Origin of the sequence: Geomonas diazotrophica, from assembly GCF_019063885.1 — a bacterium.
GTDB classification, from domain to species: domain Bacteria; phylum Desulfobacterota; class Desulfuromonadia; order Geobacterales; family Geobacteraceae; genus Geomonas; species Geomonas diazotrophica.
In genome coordinates this window covers 3,249,434-3,263,162 of sequence record NZ_CP077684.1, presented here as the reverse complement: position 1 = coordinate 3,263,162, position 13,729 = coordinate 3,249,434, and the positions used below count along the sequence as shown (strand labels likewise).

Below are 13,729 nucleotides of genomic sequence, written 5' to 3'. Positions count from 1 at the left end.
AACGTGCGCTCTTGTCGGTGCGGTCGCGTCAAAGGCCGCTACCTCGACGAAAGGCATGCAGAGGTCAACGGGCGAGGGTTCTCTATAGCCATCGATAATGTCTCGCTTTTCAAGGCGATTGGCAGGATGGGCGCTCTGCACGCGCAAACTAGGGAAGGGTACGAGCAAGCTTGCCAGGTGGACTGCTGGGTTAGGCCGCATGATGGCGAAGGCAACCCGCATACCATCGTCAATAAGGGGCTTTGAGCCAGGGACGCGGTTATCAGTGGTATTTTAGGGCCGTGGGGGCGGGGTAGTTCTCTAAGGAGGTAGTGCGATGAAGCTTATTTATTGCATTAAGTGTGGCGATGTCGTGGCATTACGTAGGCAAGAACGCTCTTGTTTTTGCGGCAAAAGCAAAGGGCTATACGGCCCCGACGGTCTCCACGCAACTATATCCGGGCCAGCGATTCCCTTGGGGTTCACCAATCAGTCGTTCAGGCATGCTCTGATGAATCAGCCTGAAACCGGGCTTGGAAAAGAATTCACAGCCTTCGTTATCCAAAAAGTCTGTGACACCGTCGAGATAGTATAGAACTGGCATGGGGAACTTGCCGGGATTCTTCGGCCCATCTTGGAAGGGCTAAATGCAGCAGAAGTTTGAGAAGTTTAAGCTGTTCTTTTGATAGATTTTTATTTCCGATACGGATTTTCAGCTCCCGGCAACAATTCCCCAGCCGGAGCCAGGTGAAAGATGCACTCCGCCAAAGCATCTTTTGGGGAACACGTGGCGATGATTTTGTTTCTTTGAGGGCGCGTTCGCGATAGCTGCTTGTTATGCGCCGTGGACCACACTCTTTAGATGACGAGCCAATCATGATCTATGTTACCGGCGACTTGCACGGCGGCGAAACATCTTGGCATGTGTCGTCTGCCAATTTTAAACCTGCGAAAAAAGGCGACATCGTGCTGTGCTGTGGCGATTTCGGTGGAGTCTGGTACCACGATTACCACCTGAACCAGAACCATAGGCGCCAGGAAGATTATTTTCTTGAGTCACGGCTTCGGCAGCGAGTTACCTGGCTGACCGTGGACGGGAATCATGAAAACTTCGCGCGACTGTTTGGCGGAGAATTTCCTCTGGTGAATCTGTACGGTGGACGCGCCTACCAAATTCGTAAGAACGTATTCTATCTCAAGCGTGGCGAGGTATTCCAAATCGAAGGGGAGACATTCCTCGCCTTCGGTGGAGCAATCAGCCGCGACCGGTTCGGCGCCAAGATACCCTCACTTGGCTGGGAGGGTGGTTATGACTACCTGCCTCCCCGAAAAGAGGGGGTGAATTGGTGGCCGGAAGAATTGCCTACGCAAGATGATTATGACAATGCCTGCCGCAACCTAGACAGGGTAGGCTGGGTTGTAGATCATGTGATAACCCACACATGCCCGGCCAGTCTGCGCCCGGACTTTCTTAAATTGGGACGCGTTCCTGACCCCACTGAGGATATGTTGCAAAAGATATACGAGCAACTGACCTTTGGGAGTTGGCATTTCGGCCACCTGCACATCGACAAGCAGGTGGGAAAATTCACTTGCCACTATAATAAGGTAAAGCGACTGGTGCAAAAAACAGCGGCTGGAATACCGTGAAGCACGTGAAGTGACGGTCGCCGCTGGGATTGCAGTGGTCCTGATAATTCCTAAAGGATGCCCTCTGGTAGAGCGTTTGCCGGAGGGCTCCCTCCCTCAAAAAACTGTTTTGGCATACATTAAGTGGATGCTGCCACGCCGGATTCAACCGCACTCTTCATGATCTCCACCTTGGCATCAAAATGCTTCCTTGATGCTCTGCACTGGTGCAAGCGAGAGCTTGCCGGACCGCGGGTTCTTCTGCGGTCCGTCTATTCTACCACCACAACCTGCGTTGACGCAGAATAGAGTGACCTGCCGTCTCTTTACTCATAAGCGAAGCGTTGAGAAAGAGACGGCAGGCAATTCCTTAATGCTGCCGACTTCGAAATTCTCAATTTCGATTCCCCCGCCACCTTGCACTCCTACAATTCCGCGCAACGCGCGTTTCCATATGACTCATCCCCAGCCTGTCCCGATCGCGATCGGGGCGGCAAATGTCACGCAGGAATGCCCCTGATGGGGATCCTCGCCTTACGAGACGAGGCTAAAACCTGTGGCGATGCGGACCACTATGGCCCGCATTCGGTGGTTTTCTAAACTGAAGACCACAGACACCTACACTCAACAGCATCTGCTGGGGCTAGGCGGTGTGCTGCGGCATGCGCTCCTGATTGCCAAATCAGGAACGCATGCCGCAGCACATCACTTACGGGAGGTCAATTTATGGGAACGCACACAGAGAAACTGCAACAGGAAGCACGGAACGTGATAGGGAAAAATTGGAATGGCGCGTCATTGACCCGTGAAAAACTTCTCGGAAATCTTAATCGTATCGCAGAATTTGCCGCCCAAAAGGGCTACCAGCATATGGACCAGGTTGGTGGCAAGTTCGTGAACGACCTATTTGAAAAGCTCAAGTCTGAAGGCTTGTCTCCATCAACTATCAGCGGGTACGCTACAGCAATGAGAACGCTCGCCGGTGCTATCGGGAAGGCTAATATCGTCCCCCGAGACAACGGAGCATTGGGAGGTTCCAGAGCCGGGACTCGCCTTCAGCCGAAGGAGCCAAATGTTGAAAAGATGCTGAGGTACGCCAGGCTCTGTACGAAAAGGCAGAGTGGTTGGGAATCGCAAGTGACCTTCGCGCTGCCTTCGGCGTTCGCGCGAAAGAAGGCCTTCTTTCCAAAACCACCTTTGAAGACTCTCGTGGCCGGACTTTGCTCAAGATTGAAGGTACAAAAGGCGGTCGGCCTCGAAGCCTTACAGTTGATACACCTGAAAAAGGCGCTGCCTTGGCAACTCTTAAGCAACATTTGGCCGAAACAGGAGCAAAATCCTTGATCCCCGCCAGCATGACCCTCAAGCAGGCCTATGACTTTCAGCGTAATGCCCTGCATCGCGCGGGTGCCACGAAAGAGAATGGTGCGAATGCGCACCTTGCCAGGCATGGGTACGCTCAGGCTTTGAAAGCGGCTGGCGTTGACCGCGAGGCCATTGCCAGGGATCTCGGGCACGGCAGAATCGATGTCATTTCCCACTACTGCCGCTAGGCAATCTATCCAGCAACGGAGCCATCACAAAGTGAACGGGGCTCGTCTGTCACTGCAACGCAGTGGCGGGCGAGCCCCGTTTTTTATTGTGCATGAAGGGACGGCGGAAGGGGAGCTATTCAGATGTGGTGCCGGCACGCAGCAGGCGAATCATATCCATGATGCGGTTTTGGTCATGTGCGGAAAGGGCGCTGAACTCTGCGATAAGTTCTTGAATCTTTTCCTGTTGAACCAGGTCTTCGATTTCGGACCTCGATTTGCGCCCCACAAGATAGTCGACTGAGCAATCAAGCGCCTTGGCAAGGCGCATGAGCGCCTCCCTATTTGGGGTTCGGGTGCCGGAAAAGTACATGCTGAGGACAGATGGGGAGAGTTCCGCGGCCCTGGCAAGGGCTGCCTGGCTGAATCCTTTAGATACCATGTGATCGCGCAAGCGGTCGATAAACATCTGCTGGTCGATGATCTTTTCCATGCCCCATTTTTAGCATAGCGGTGGATGAGTATCAAGAAGATGTTCGCGCACGTGAACTTTTTGTTGAGTTCGCGCACGCGACGTGATATAATGGCATTTGTGAACAGTTGACGGGGGTTGATCTTCTGTGAACGAACTTAACGCATGGGAGGGAACCATGAACATGAGAGGGAAAAAGGATGTTCGGCAATGGGTAGGGCAGAACGTTGGGATGACCTTGGACCAGCTTGATCCGGAGGTCGCCGATGTCCTGCACAATCTGGCAACAGAACAGACGCGTGATTTTCTCGAAGTCGCAGAGCAGGGCTTGCGGCTGAGCAGGAAAAAGGCAAATCTTCCCCCGCCGAATTCCCGGCGGGAGGTGGTTGCTTTTCTCATGGAGTTCCGGGTCAAAATCCAGATGGTGCACGATCGCGTCCAGGGAGTGCCCGATGTGCCACTGTTCGACTTTGGTGGGTATCGGTTTTTGAACAGCAGGGCGTTCGTGGAAGCAAAGATGCTTTACGGAGCGATGGGGGGACTGGCATGACGGACCTGGCTGTGGCTGGAAACAAGCATCACTCTGGCAAGGGTAAACAGGTTGTGGCGCCTGTGCGTGTCGCCGAACTCGCCATAGACAGCAGCGATCCGGCTTGGTTTCAAAAAGCACGGGCGATCGTAACTTCGAGTGGGTACATAGAGCGGCTTCTTCCGGTTGGAAAATCCGTGATCCGGCGAATGGAGCACATCATAGTGTGGGAAATGGTCAACGGGAAAAAAGTCCCGAAGGGATGGTTTGTCCACCACGTAAACGAGCGGAAAGATGACAACGATCCTTCGAACCTTGTAGCCCTGCCTCCAAGGCTGCACAGGGAACTCCACGTGAGGCTCCGTGCGCTTGCAGGGGAGTGTAATGGGCTTCTTTACGCAGTGCGGAGGCTCGAGTTGACCCAGGAGTATGTGGCGCGTGCAACACGGCTTGAAGATCTCAGGAAATACTGGTCCGGAGTATGAAAAAAAAGGAGGTAAACCATGAATGACAAGCAAAAGCAGATTGTTCCGGTTGATATCAGGAGAATCAGGCAGACCTTGGATCTCACCATGAAGCAAATGGGTGAACAGATCGCCATTTACTCCCAGGGGGTCCCTTATTCCCCTGTTCCTGAGACTCGGGTGAGCGAGTGGGAGTTCCGGCACCGCCACATCCCTAGCTATGTCTTCACCGCCTCGGCGAAGCTGCTGTTGGATCATTGGTCGGAGGACCGGCATATGGCGTTACCAGCAAGGCAACTGGATGTAGATGTTTTCTACGGTTCGGCCCTGAATCCAGCCTTTGGTCACATGTTCAAGCTGGAAAAGGAAATGCTAAAGGGCAGCAGTCGAAACCACAAAGTACTTAGCTGGCTTCGAGAAGCGCGCGTTATGCAGCAGCGCTACCTGGAGAGGCTGCTGGCAGTTCGGATGTTTTATGTTTTTGCTCACGACATGGGAGTCGATGTTACGGCTGATAAGGAGAAAGGAATATGACAAAAAAACCGGAGAGCGAAATGCTCATCATCGGCGGATTCTGGAAAACCCCTTCTGTGGCAGAGCAGCCTGAGGTCGTCATAGAGCGCTGGCGGATTCTCGAGGTGATTGAAGGGCCCTGTGCAGGAGAACGCCACATCGTTGGCTACAACCGGTATGATTTTGAGGGCCGGGTGAGCACCGCCATCGTTTCCTATGATCCCGAGACGAGGAAATGTGTGACGAGATCTGGGAGGGTGTACGTACTCACGGGCAGGTCGGGGTATGACGCTGACGGCGACTACGTGTGGGGAGCTTGGTGCAGGGTAAATGGTGTTGCTGCTCAGGTGGATGTCTCGGGAATGTATCAAGATTTGACTCCTGATGATAGGCAGTTATAGCTTGGTGGACTCCCGCCGACGGTTGTTGTGGATCGGCTTCGAATTTTAACCCAGTATCGGCGTCCAAGGGTGACCCACCCCCTGTGAAATATTGAGGCTTTACAGATTGAGGGGGTGGGTCTCAAGATGCCGATGGTGGGTTAAAGTTGGATGCCGATCGACACGCCTGAGCAGGAAAAAGGCAAATCTTCCCCCGCCGAGCACCCGGCAGGAGGAAGGTGAGTTAAAATTGGAATCCGATTTGCAACCATGAAGCTGATTGAGCACCTGAGGTAAAAAAATGAAATTTGGTCTAGTCGCCAAGGATGGAGTGAACCGCTTGAAGAAAGTCTAGAGGAGAGAATGGCTTTAGGAGGATACTAACGCCTTCCGGAAGTGGCCGCTCTGGAATATATCCGCTCATATAAAGTACGCGAACTGATGCATTTCTCTTGCTCATTTCTTTAAAGCTAGAGATACCATCCATTCTAGGCATGACGATGTCAGTTACAACCAAATTGATACACTGCTGGTTTAGCTCGAACTTATCTAGCGCATCCTGTCCATCAACCGCCTGTATGACGTTGTAACCATAATTAGTAAGGAGGGTATAGAGCAAGGACCTCATTTGGGCCTCGTCATCAACAAGAAGTATCGTTTTAGGTCCGGCAGATTCGTCCTGTTTCATAAGAGCCTCGTTGTTGAGTTAAACGCTCAAAATTTGTGTTGTATGTATATCAGCAGCCGGTGCATAAAGCTGTAGACAATTGTCCCCATCATCTTCTTGCTTCAAAGCATTCACTTGCCTTCTGCTTTGTTGCATTGAGCAGGCGATCCACCGCTGGTACTATCACATTGTCTTCAATCTAATTATTGTATTGTAACGTGACAATTGCAACACCTTTCAACTGTGCCTGTGGAAAAATCCCAATAATCTGTGGATAAATGTTTTGGTTGTGTCGCAAAAATAGGTACTTTTGCAACTTGCACGTTTTCTGCGCATCTTTCTAACTTACTGTAATTACGTCTAAAATTTATCTCTTGTGACTTGAATTCGCTTTCTGGTTACGCTATATATCTGGAGCAAACATATGGAGGTGGAGTTGCTCGAATCACATGGTGAAAAGTAGACATCTAAGGTCAGTATTTCACGTCGTCAGTATTAAACATTAAAAACATTGGAGGAAGCACTATGACCATCGACACATTGTTTGGACCAGTAGAAGTAGGCCAAGCGCCATCAAGCTCAAGTACATGTTCGTAAGCGACATCATCACCGACTACCTCAAGCCCAACCCTTGCTATAGCTTAGCATCCAAAGTCTTCGCCCCCTTCAGCTTGTGGGTCGGCTTCGAATTTTAACACAGTATTGGCGTTCCGGGTTGCCCACACTCTGTGAAATATTTTTCCGTTACTAGATTGCGGGTAGGTCTCATAATTGTCGATGGTGGGTTGAAATTGGATTCCGATAGACAAAATGGGCCACACATAGTTGTGCATTAATGAAAGTTGCTTTTGGGGCGGAGGTTTGTTATGCTCTTTAGTGATGCTCGACGCCGCATGGCGTTTGAGATTGCAGATATCTAATTTGTTCAAAGGAGGGTGTATGAAAAAGATTGTTTCATCGATGTTTGCCTGCGCTGCAGTGCTGACTGTGGCGACTGCCGCAATCGCTGGAGAGCGAGAGGGGGCATTCTCTATTTCTCCGTTCGCCGGTGGTTACACCTTTGATGGTGAGCAACACCTGAAAACCGCCCCTGTCTTCGGGCTGCGTCTGGGGTATGACCTGACAAAGAACTGGGGGGTAGAGGCCGTCGCTGATTACCTTGCGACCGAAGGAACGCGCAATGACAGGAGTTTCAACGCACTGTCCTATCGCTTGGACATCCTCTACAACTTCCTCCCTGAAGGGCCGCTGGTACCATACCTTGCCGTGGGCGGCGGGGGGATTACCTATGGGCACGGCCGTGAAGGGCTTAAAATCAGTGACAGAACCACCGATGCGACTATCAATGCCGGCGGTGGGGTCAAGTACTTTGTGACCGACTCGGTAGCTCTGCGCGCTGACGCTCGCCAGCTGTTCTTACTGGAGAGCCCTGACAGTCCCAAGTACAACTGGGAATACACAGCGGGTCTGACCTTCTTGTTTGGGGGCAAGACCGCTTCTGCACCAGTGGCGGCTCCTGCACCTGCGCCTGAACCGGTTGTTGAGCCTGCTCCTGTGCAAAAGCCAGTTCCGGCTCCGGTAGTTGCTCCTGCCCCAGTGCCGGTGCCTCCGGCTCCTTCTGTCAACATGACGGTTGCACCGAGTTCGATTACCAAAGGCGAAACTGCCACCTTGACGTGGAGTTCGAGCAACGCTACCAACTGCGTGATTCAACCGGAAATCGGCCCTGTTCCGCCACAGGGCTCCATGACGGTTACCCCGGCTGACAATGCTGCATATACCCTAACCTGCAATGGTGATGGCGGCACTGCTAAGAGCGCAGCAAGAGTTGCGGTGATGGCGCCCGCTCCAGTAGTAGCTGCTCCTCCTGCACCTGCTCCGAAGCTGTGCAGCCCTGCAGTCATAAACATCCAGTTCGATACCAACAAGGCCGATCTCAAGCCCCAGTATCGCAATGAAATGAAAACTCTGGCTGACTTTTTGAACGAGTTTCCCAAAGCCACTGGGGTGATTGAGGGACACACTGACAATGTTGGCCCCAAAGCACTTAACATGAAACTCTCTCAGCGACGCGCAGATACGATACGTAATTATCTTGTCAAAGAATTCGGGATCGCTCCTGAGCGAATCAAAGCTGTTGGATATGGTCCTACAAAGCCCATAGCCAGCAACAAGACCAAAGCAGGGAAAGCACAGAATCGTCGTATTGAATCCAACTTCACCTGTAACAACAATTAGTAATCATTGCTACCGACGCTAACAAGCAAACACCCTTTTGGAATTATTTCTAGGAGGGTGTTTTGCTATGATTTCTCATGTTTCATCGCACTCTTACCTGGAAGGAGAATCACAATGTCAAAGAGACTCTGCGCTGAGTTCATCGGTACATTCTGGTTGGTTCTTGGTGGCTGTGGTAGTGCGGTCCTCGCGGCTGCTTTCCCGAATGTTGGGATTGGGTTACATGGCGTCGCTCTGGCTTTCGGATTGACGGTCCTCACGATGGCATTCGCTATTGGACATATTTCGGGCTGCCATCTGAACCCGGCGGTTTCCATCGGTCTCTTTGCAGGCGGACGTTTCCCTGCTAAAGACCTTGTGCCGTACATCATTGTTCAGGTGCTCGGGGGGATCGCTGGTGCGGCAGTACTTTTCCTGATTGCGAGCGGAAAAATGGGGTTTGATGTTGCTGCGGGCTTCGCTTCAAATGGCTATGGGGAGCATTCCCCCGGCGGGTATTCGATGTTCGCTGGACTTATCACAGAGATTGTCATGACCATGATGTTCCTGTTTATCATCATGGGAGCAACTGACAAACGTGCACCACAGGGATTTGCGCCGATTGCCATCGGCTTGGGGCTTACCTTGATCCACCTCATCAGCATTCCAATCACCAACACATCGGTAAACCCAGCACGCAGCACGGGGGTTGCTATATTCGTCGGAGGATGGGCCATTTCGCAACTGTGGCTCTTTTGGATTGCCCCAATTGTCGGGGCGGTAGCTGGTGGTGCGATTTACCGCTTTCTCGGATCCAGCAATGAGTAGATGCAGCTTGCCAGGAATCAAAACGAAAACAGGGATACTGTTCCCGTGGGGGCGACAAATCCTATGCTGCCCCCTTCATCTCCTTGAGATGAGCTATGACAACTACGACGCCTTACACCAATCCCCATCTGGCCGCTCTGGCGGGTGGGGCCTAACTCATAATCCTCACGGAGGGCATAAACATGAGCATTGTCAAAGAATTTAAGGAGTTTGCTGTAAAAGGTAACGTTGTCGATATGGCGGTGGGTATCATCATTGGTGCAGCATTTGCCAAAATAGTGTCGTCCTTTGTCGGCGACGTTATTATGCCGCCAATCGGAGTCATGCTGGGAGGAGTTGATTTTTCCCAACTGTCCATCATTGTGAAGGAGGGGGTTGACAAAAAGCCTCCCGTACTGATCAGTTATGGCAAATTTATCCAGACCATAATAGACTTCACTATCGTCGCGGCAGCTGTATTTGTTGCAATCAAAGGTATAAACTCTCTCAAGAAAAAAGAAGCCGCAGCACTAGAGGTACCACCCACACCAACTAGAGAAGAGATACTGCTTAGTGAAATCAGGGATCTGCTGAAGAGTGGCAGATAATTGAATGTGGATGAGCCGTTATGTTCCGATGCTTGGGATAATAAGCCTCTTACCTCGGCATACTAATGTAACCTGAAGGAGAAAGAGCATGAAAACAAAGATGTTGGGCAAAATTGTAATTGGGTGCACCTTGGTTGCAATGTTGGCTAGTGGTTGCGCGACAAACCCAGACGGTAGCACCGAGTGGCAGAAGACTGCTATCGGATCGCTCGGTGGCGCTGCACTTGGTGCGGGTGTGGGTGCGCTGGTTGGCGGGAAGTCCCATCGAGGACGGAATGCAGCGATCGGTGGCCTTACCGGCGCGGTCGTCGGAGGCGGTATCGGCAACTACATGGACCGGCAGGCGGCTGCTTTGAAGAAGAGTATGCCTGAAGCCGAGGTAGTAAGGGACGGGGACAAGGTGTTTGTTGCGCTGCCGTCGGGGATATTGTTTGATACAGGCAAGGATGACCTCAAACCGGCGGCGAGAGACTCACTGGCCAAGGCTGCAGCTACACTTGCAAAGTCAGAAACCACCATAATAATTCAGGGGCATACGGATTCTAGCGGAACCGACGCCATCAACCAACCGTTGAGCCAAAGACGAGCAGATCACGTTCGCGACTTTTTAGTCTCGAACGGGGTGCCAAGTTCTCGTATGACTGCGATAGGCTATGGCTCAAGCCGCCCAGCAGTACCCAACGATACTGATGCGAATCGCGCATTAAACCGCCGTGTGCAACTAGAGATTACTCCTAACGAGAAGGCTCGGGCTGAGAACAGTGGTAACAATTAAGACTCTTACGCGAGTGCAACATTTTAACGATAGTCACAAGGAGAACCTACGTTGAAAAAAATGATTGGTGGCATTGTCCTGGTTGGAGCAACCGCAAGTTTTGCTATTGCTGGTGTCAATGTTGGCGTCAGTACTCCTGGGGTACAAGTACAGGTGGGCTCTCCTCAACCTCAACCTGTAAGAATTGTTGAGCGAGACCGCGTGATTGTAAAAGAAAAAGTGGTTACTGAGCACTCAGATAATGGCAAACATAAAGGTCACAAAAAGCATAAAAAACATAAGAAACATGATCGCCATGAAGATTAATTAGGTGCGGCTATTGTTTTTGATGTCAAAAAAAGTTTCAGTAGATGAAGAATGACATTTTGCAGAAGGTAGTGTACTCGGTATTACATGTATCCTAGGTTGGCTGAGTAAAGTCAGAATGAGTATTAGCGGTTTAGCAAATTGCAAGTATTATGATATTTGCCTACAGCGTTAAATACGTTCGCAAAATCATCTGGAGGTGTTACCCATGAAGAAAGTCCTGTCTGCAATAGTTGCCACCCTGGTAGCCGTGTCCTTTACTGCTGTAGCGTTCGCTGCTGAAGCTACCAATCCGTCTTATGTACCTGCTGCTGTAAACAAGGCTGCTGGCGATGTGCAGAAAGGTGCAGATGCAGCTACCGCAAAAGCTAACGATGCGAAAGTAGCTAAAGGGAAGGCAAAAGCTGATGCAAAAGCCAAGGCTGATGAGGTAAAATCTGCAAAAGCAAAGGCAAAAGCTGATGCAGTTGCAAAGGCTAAAGAAGCCAAAGAAGCGAAAACCAAAGAGGCAAAAGACGCAAAAGCCAAGGCCAAAGCTGATGCAAAAGGAGTAAAGGAAAAAGCTAAGGCTGATGCGAACGCTGTAAAAGATGCTACAGTGCCGGTGGTTAAATAATTAAACGAGTGGGGGGCAGAATACGCCAATTTCTCCCGAACAAATTGAAGAAGGGTTAGGGAGCGAAAGAATCCAGAATCTAGCAGCCAAGGCAGGGATGTCAACTGAAGAAGTGACAGCCATGCTTTCAGAGCAGTTGCCAGATATTGTAGATAAAATTACGCCAGATGGCGTCGTTCCTGAAGGAGGATTTCTGGATAAGGGGCTGGAATTTTTAAAGAGCAAGTTATCATAACGAGCCGACTGCCCTTGTTTCGGGTGTAAGTAAAGGGATAGAAGGGAGGCGACGTGTGGATCGCCTCCCTTTGCTTGCGTGCACTAAGGAGGGAGCGTGGCGCGTAAGCGCCATTCAATCAGCTATGGTTTGGCGCCAGGTGAAGTGGCATCAAGAAGTTTGTTGGTGGGCGGCGTCCACAGCTCAGATCGAGTGGAATCTGTCAGTTGAAAACGCGCGATGCTACTGGGGAAACATCAGGAAATAAGTCTCTATGGTGGGTTAATTGGAATCCGATCTTGTTTCTCGTCAGCCTTCGAAGCAATTTTTTGTACCCTGTGTTGTACCCTAAAGTCTTGCAAACATGGTTAACATGTGATACACGGTAAATCATCAGTGACCGGCTAACCGCTCGACATTTTAGCAAGTTGTTGATTTTCTTTTAGTGGGATGAGGACGGCAGGTTGCTCTCATAACCCGAAGGTCACAGGTTCAAATCCTGTCCCCGCAACCAAAAAATAATAAAGGCGCTTGGCTGATTAGGCTAAGTGCCTTTTTGTTTGTCCGCCTTTTTGTTTGTCCGCAGTTCCCTCATTCTCCTCCCTCCTTTTCCGGGGACACAATACCTATTAAATGTTGACACATTAATTTCTTCCTGTATTTTGTGGCCATGGCGCGCATATCCCGGGTCGTAGTGCCCAGACATCCTCATCATGTGACGCAGAGAGGGGTCCGGTCGATGAATGTCTTCGACACCGAGGACGACCGGCAAGTCTATCTGCAGTTGATCAAGACACACGCCATAGCTTGCGGTGTCGAGATTCTTGCTTGGTGTCTGATGACGAACCACGTTCACTTTATCGCTATTCCCGAGGAAGAGTCCTCCCTGGCGAAAGCTTTTGGCGAAGCGCACAGGTTGTACACGAGGATGAAGAACTTTCGCCAGGATGTTAGGGGCTATCTATTTCAAGGCCGGTTTAGCTCCTGCGTTCTAGACGAGCAGCACCTCATAGCGGCGGCGCGATATATAGAGCAGAACCCAGTTCGCGCAAAGATGGTGCGAAAACCTTGGGATTATCAGTGGTCGAGCGCCAAGTTCCATATGGGGGGGACCGATCCTCTCGTTGCCGACCGGACGTTGCTAGGGCTGGTGAAGGACTGGGGCGAATTGCTTCAAGGAGAGGATGCTGAGGCAAACGACAGAGTTCGAGCTGGAGTAAAGACTGGCAGGCCTGTGGGAAGTCAGAACTTTCTAAAAAGAGTGGAAGCGATTACGGGACGGGACCTCAGAAAAGGTCATCCTGGTAGGCCGGCGAAACCGCAGAAATGAGTGGTGTGGCCACGGAAATCGGGGGACCAATCTTCTGCCCCTCATGTGTTGCAAAATTATAGGTATTGTGTCCCCGGAAATCTTCCGGAAATCCTGTCCCCGGAAATCCCCGTTTTCCCTATCTCAAATCCCATCAGTGGCAGTCACAATTATAACTACAGTCTCCGTAGGGCACTGTGGTCAGTAGTACGCATGCTTTTTAAAACAGTTTCGTGTATATCTATTCATCTACGGCAAATGAACAAGGTTGAAGTTATGACCACGGGAGGGGCAATATCGGGCATCGCACCGAATCTGTGAAGCTTACGCTGGCACAGCATCACGTTTCGCATTAGTGAATTCGCGGTTGCTCCAGCCAAAAGACAGGTCCCACTGGCAGTGTCACTTGTCTCCAGTCTGCCGACTCCCTCATCCAGCTATTTTTGAAGAGTTTTTTTAAAATTGTATTCATTGTAGTATTTTGGACCAAATTTTGTAATTAGAGGTTGATTAGGTCTAGGTCTTAGTATTTGAGTGCAGTCCTCGTCGGGAAAACAGGTGCCTGTGGTCGCTAAGGTCGCTATGTGCTCATTGGATTGAGCTTATCAGCTGCTTTGTGACAGGAGCCCGACTATGCCCCTGACAACTGCAGCGCAGCGTTAAGAGTTGTTGTACGGATGGTTCGGGAAATGTTTCAAGATGGCACCGCGTT

General features: G+C 50.9%; 16 protein-coding genes. 14 read left to right on the top strand and 2 right to left on the bottom strand.

Annotated elements, in window-relative coordinates:
- The first annotated feature begins 855 nt into the window (after positions 1 to 855).
- Together KP003_RS14140 and KP003_RS14135 are read left to right on the top strand one after the other, a co-directional pair.
- Positions 856 to 1,629 carry a metallophosphoesterase gene (locus KP003_RS14140; RefSeq protein ID WP_217299732.1) on the top strand — a complete coding sequence of 258 codons (774 nt, stop codon included), beginning with the start codon at positions 856 to 858 and terminating at the stop codon, positions 1,627 to 1,629.
- 1,103 nt (positions 1,630 to 2,732) lie between these two features.
- Positions 2,733 to 3,161 (top strand): integrase domain-containing protein, encoded by a 429-nt coding sequence (locus tag KP003_RS14135; protein ID WP_217299731.1) that lies wholly within the window; start codon positions 2,733 to 2,735, stop codon positions 3,159 to 3,161.
- 115 nt (positions 3,162 to 3,276) lie between these two features.
- On the opposite strand, the gene KP003_RS14130 is transcribed toward KP003_RS14135, so the two are convergent.
- Positions 3,277 to 3,633, bottom strand: coding sequence for a helix-turn-helix domain-containing protein (locus KP003_RS14130; RefSeq protein WP_216509960.1), 357 nt, complete (start codon positions 3,631 to 3,633; stop codon positions 3,277 to 3,279).
- Between the two features lie 157 nt (positions 3,634 to 3,790).
- On the opposite strand from KP003_RS14130, the gene KP003_RS14125 reads away from it, so the two are divergent.
- Genes KP003_RS14125 through KP003_RS14110 form a run of 4 tightly spaced genes read left to right on the top strand, consistent with a single transcriptional unit; the run spans position 3,791 to position 5,519 of the window.
- Entirely contained in the window at positions 3,791 to 4,162 is a 372-nt protein-coding gene (locus KP003_RS14125; RefSeq protein WP_216788897.1) for a hypothetical protein, read from the top strand.
- Positions 4,159 to 4,626 (top strand): HNH endonuclease signature motif containing protein, encoded by a 468-nt coding sequence (locus KP003_RS14120; RefSeq protein WP_216509958.1) that lies wholly within the window; start codon positions 4,159 to 4,161, stop codon positions 4,624 to 4,626. Before KP003_RS14125 ends, KP003_RS14120 begins: the two co-directional genes overlap by 4 nt.
- A gap of 18 nt (positions 4,627 to 4,644) precedes the next feature.
- Positions 4,645 to 5,139, top strand: coding sequence for a helix-turn-helix domain-containing protein (locus KP003_RS14115; RefSeq protein ID WP_217299730.1), 495 nt, complete (start codon positions 4,645 to 4,647; stop codon positions 5,137 to 5,139).
- Positions 5,136 to 5,519, top strand: a complete 384-nt coding sequence (locus KP003_RS14110) for a hypothetical protein (protein ID WP_217299729.1) — start codon at positions 5,136 to 5,138, stop codon at positions 5,517 to 5,519. The genes KP003_RS14115 and KP003_RS14110 overlap by 4 nt, the downstream gene beginning before the upstream one ends.
- Before the next feature lie 292 nt (positions 5,520 to 5,811).
- Here KP003_RS14110 and KP003_RS14105 read toward each other — a convergent pair whose 3' ends face one another.
- Positions 5,812 to 6,186, bottom strand: a complete 375-nt coding sequence (locus KP003_RS14105; protein ID WP_216500823.1) for a response regulator — start codon at positions 6,184 to 6,186, stop codon at positions 5,812 to 5,814.
- Positions 6,187 to 7,104: 918 nt separating this feature from the next.
- On the opposite strand from KP003_RS14105, the gene KP003_RS14100 reads away from it, so the two are divergent.
- The 8 genes from KP003_RS14100 (at position 7,105) to KP003_RS14065 (ending at position 13,038) form a co-directional block, all read left to right on the top strand.
- Positions 7,105 to 8,403, top strand: a complete 1,299-nt coding sequence (locus tag KP003_RS14100; RefSeq protein WP_217299728.1) for an OmpA family protein — start codon at positions 7,105 to 7,107, stop codon at positions 8,401 to 8,403.
- A gap of 114 nt (positions 8,404 to 8,517) precedes the next feature.
- The gene (gene aqpZ / locus KP003_RS14095; RefSeq protein ID WP_216500821.1) at positions 8,518 to 9,210 is read left to right on the top strand and encodes an aquaporin Z; all 693 of its coding nucleotides are present in this window, start codon (positions 8,518 to 8,520) and stop codon (positions 9,208 to 9,210) included.
- Positions 9,211 to 9,392: 182 nt separating this feature from the next.
- On the top strand, positions 9,393 to 9,797 hold the full coding sequence (gene mscL / locus KP003_RS14090) for a large-conductance mechanosensitive channel protein MscL (RefSeq protein WP_217299727.1): 405 nt from the start codon (positions 9,393 to 9,395) through the stop codon (positions 9,795 to 9,797).
- An 88-nt stretch (positions 9,798 to 9,885) separates the two neighbouring features.
- The gene (locus KP003_RS14085; RefSeq protein WP_217299726.1) at positions 9,886 to 10,572 is read left to right on the top strand and encodes a YiaD family glycine zipper/OmpA-like lipoprotein; all 687 of its coding nucleotides are present in this window, start codon (positions 9,886 to 9,888) and stop codon (positions 10,570 to 10,572) included.
- A gap of 51 nt (positions 10,573 to 10,623) precedes the next feature.
- On the top strand, positions 10,624 to 10,878 hold the full coding sequence (locus KP003_RS14080) for a hypothetical protein (protein WP_217299725.1): 255 nt from the start codon (positions 10,624 to 10,626) through the stop codon (positions 10,876 to 10,878).
- 208 nt (positions 10,879 to 11,086) lie between these two features.
- Positions 11,087 to 11,494, top strand: coding sequence for a hypothetical protein (locus KP003_RS14075; RefSeq protein WP_216500817.1), 408 nt, complete (start codon positions 11,087 to 11,089; stop codon positions 11,492 to 11,494).
- A 28-nt stretch (positions 11,495 to 11,522) separates the two neighbouring features.
- The gene (locus KP003_RS14070; protein WP_224963051.1) at positions 11,523 to 11,729 is read left to right on the top strand and encodes a YidB family protein; all 207 of its coding nucleotides are present in this window, start codon (positions 11,523 to 11,525) and stop codon (positions 11,727 to 11,729) included.
- A gap of 718 nt (positions 11,730 to 12,447) precedes the next feature.
- The gene (locus KP003_RS14065; protein WP_239027541.1) at positions 12,448 to 13,038 is read left to right on the top strand and encodes a transposase; all 591 of its coding nucleotides are present in this window, start codon (positions 12,448 to 12,450) and stop codon (positions 13,036 to 13,038) included.
- Positions 13,039 to 13,729 lie beyond the last annotated feature (691 nt).

Coding starts and splice junctions, on each gene's coding strand:
- KP003_RS14140 (WP_217299732.1), top strand. CDS start 856: ATGATCTATGTTACCGGCGACTTGCACGGCGGCGAAACATCTTGGCAT.
- KP003_RS14130 (WP_216509960.1), bottom strand. CDS start 3,633: ATGGAAAAGATCATCGACCAGCAGATGTTTATCGACCGCTTGCGCGAT.
- KP003_RS14125 (WP_216788897.1), top strand. CDS start 3,791: ATGAACATGAGAGGGAAAAAGGATGTTCGGCAATGGGTAGGGCAGAAC.
- KP003_RS14120 (WP_216509958.1), top strand. CDS start 4,159: ATGACGGACCTGGCTGTGGCTGGAAACAAGCATCACTCTGGCAAGGGT.
- KP003_RS14115 (WP_217299730.1), top strand. CDS start 4,645: ATGAATGACAAGCAAAAGCAGATTGTTCCGGTTGATATCAGGAGAATC.
- KP003_RS14110 (WP_217299729.1), top strand. CDS start 5,136: ATGACAAAAAAACCGGAGAGCGAAATGCTCATCATCGGCGGATTCTGG.
- KP003_RS14105 (WP_216500823.1), bottom strand. CDS start 6,186: ATGAAACAGGACGAATCTGCCGGACCTAAAACGATACTTCTTGTTGAT.
- KP003_RS14100 (WP_217299728.1), top strand. CDS start 7,105: ATGAAAAAGATTGTTTCATCGATGTTTGCCTGCGCTGCAGTGCTGACT.
- aqpZ (WP_216500821.1), top strand. CDS start 8,518: ATGTCAAAGAGACTCTGCGCTGAGTTCATCGGTACATTCTGGTTGGTT.
- mscL (WP_217299727.1), top strand. CDS start 9,393: ATGAGCATTGTCAAAGAATTTAAGGAGTTTGCTGTAAAAGGTAACGTT.
- KP003_RS14085 (WP_217299726.1), top strand. CDS start 9,886: ATGAAAACAAAGATGTTGGGCAAAATTGTAATTGGGTGCACCTTGGTT.
- KP003_RS14075 (WP_216500817.1), top strand. CDS start 11,087: ATGAAGAAAGTCCTGTCTGCAATAGTTGCCACCCTGGTAGCCGTGTCC.
- KP003_RS14065 (WP_239027541.1), top strand. CDS start 12,448: ATGAATGTCTTCGACACCGAGGACGACCGGCAAGTCTATCTGCAGTTG.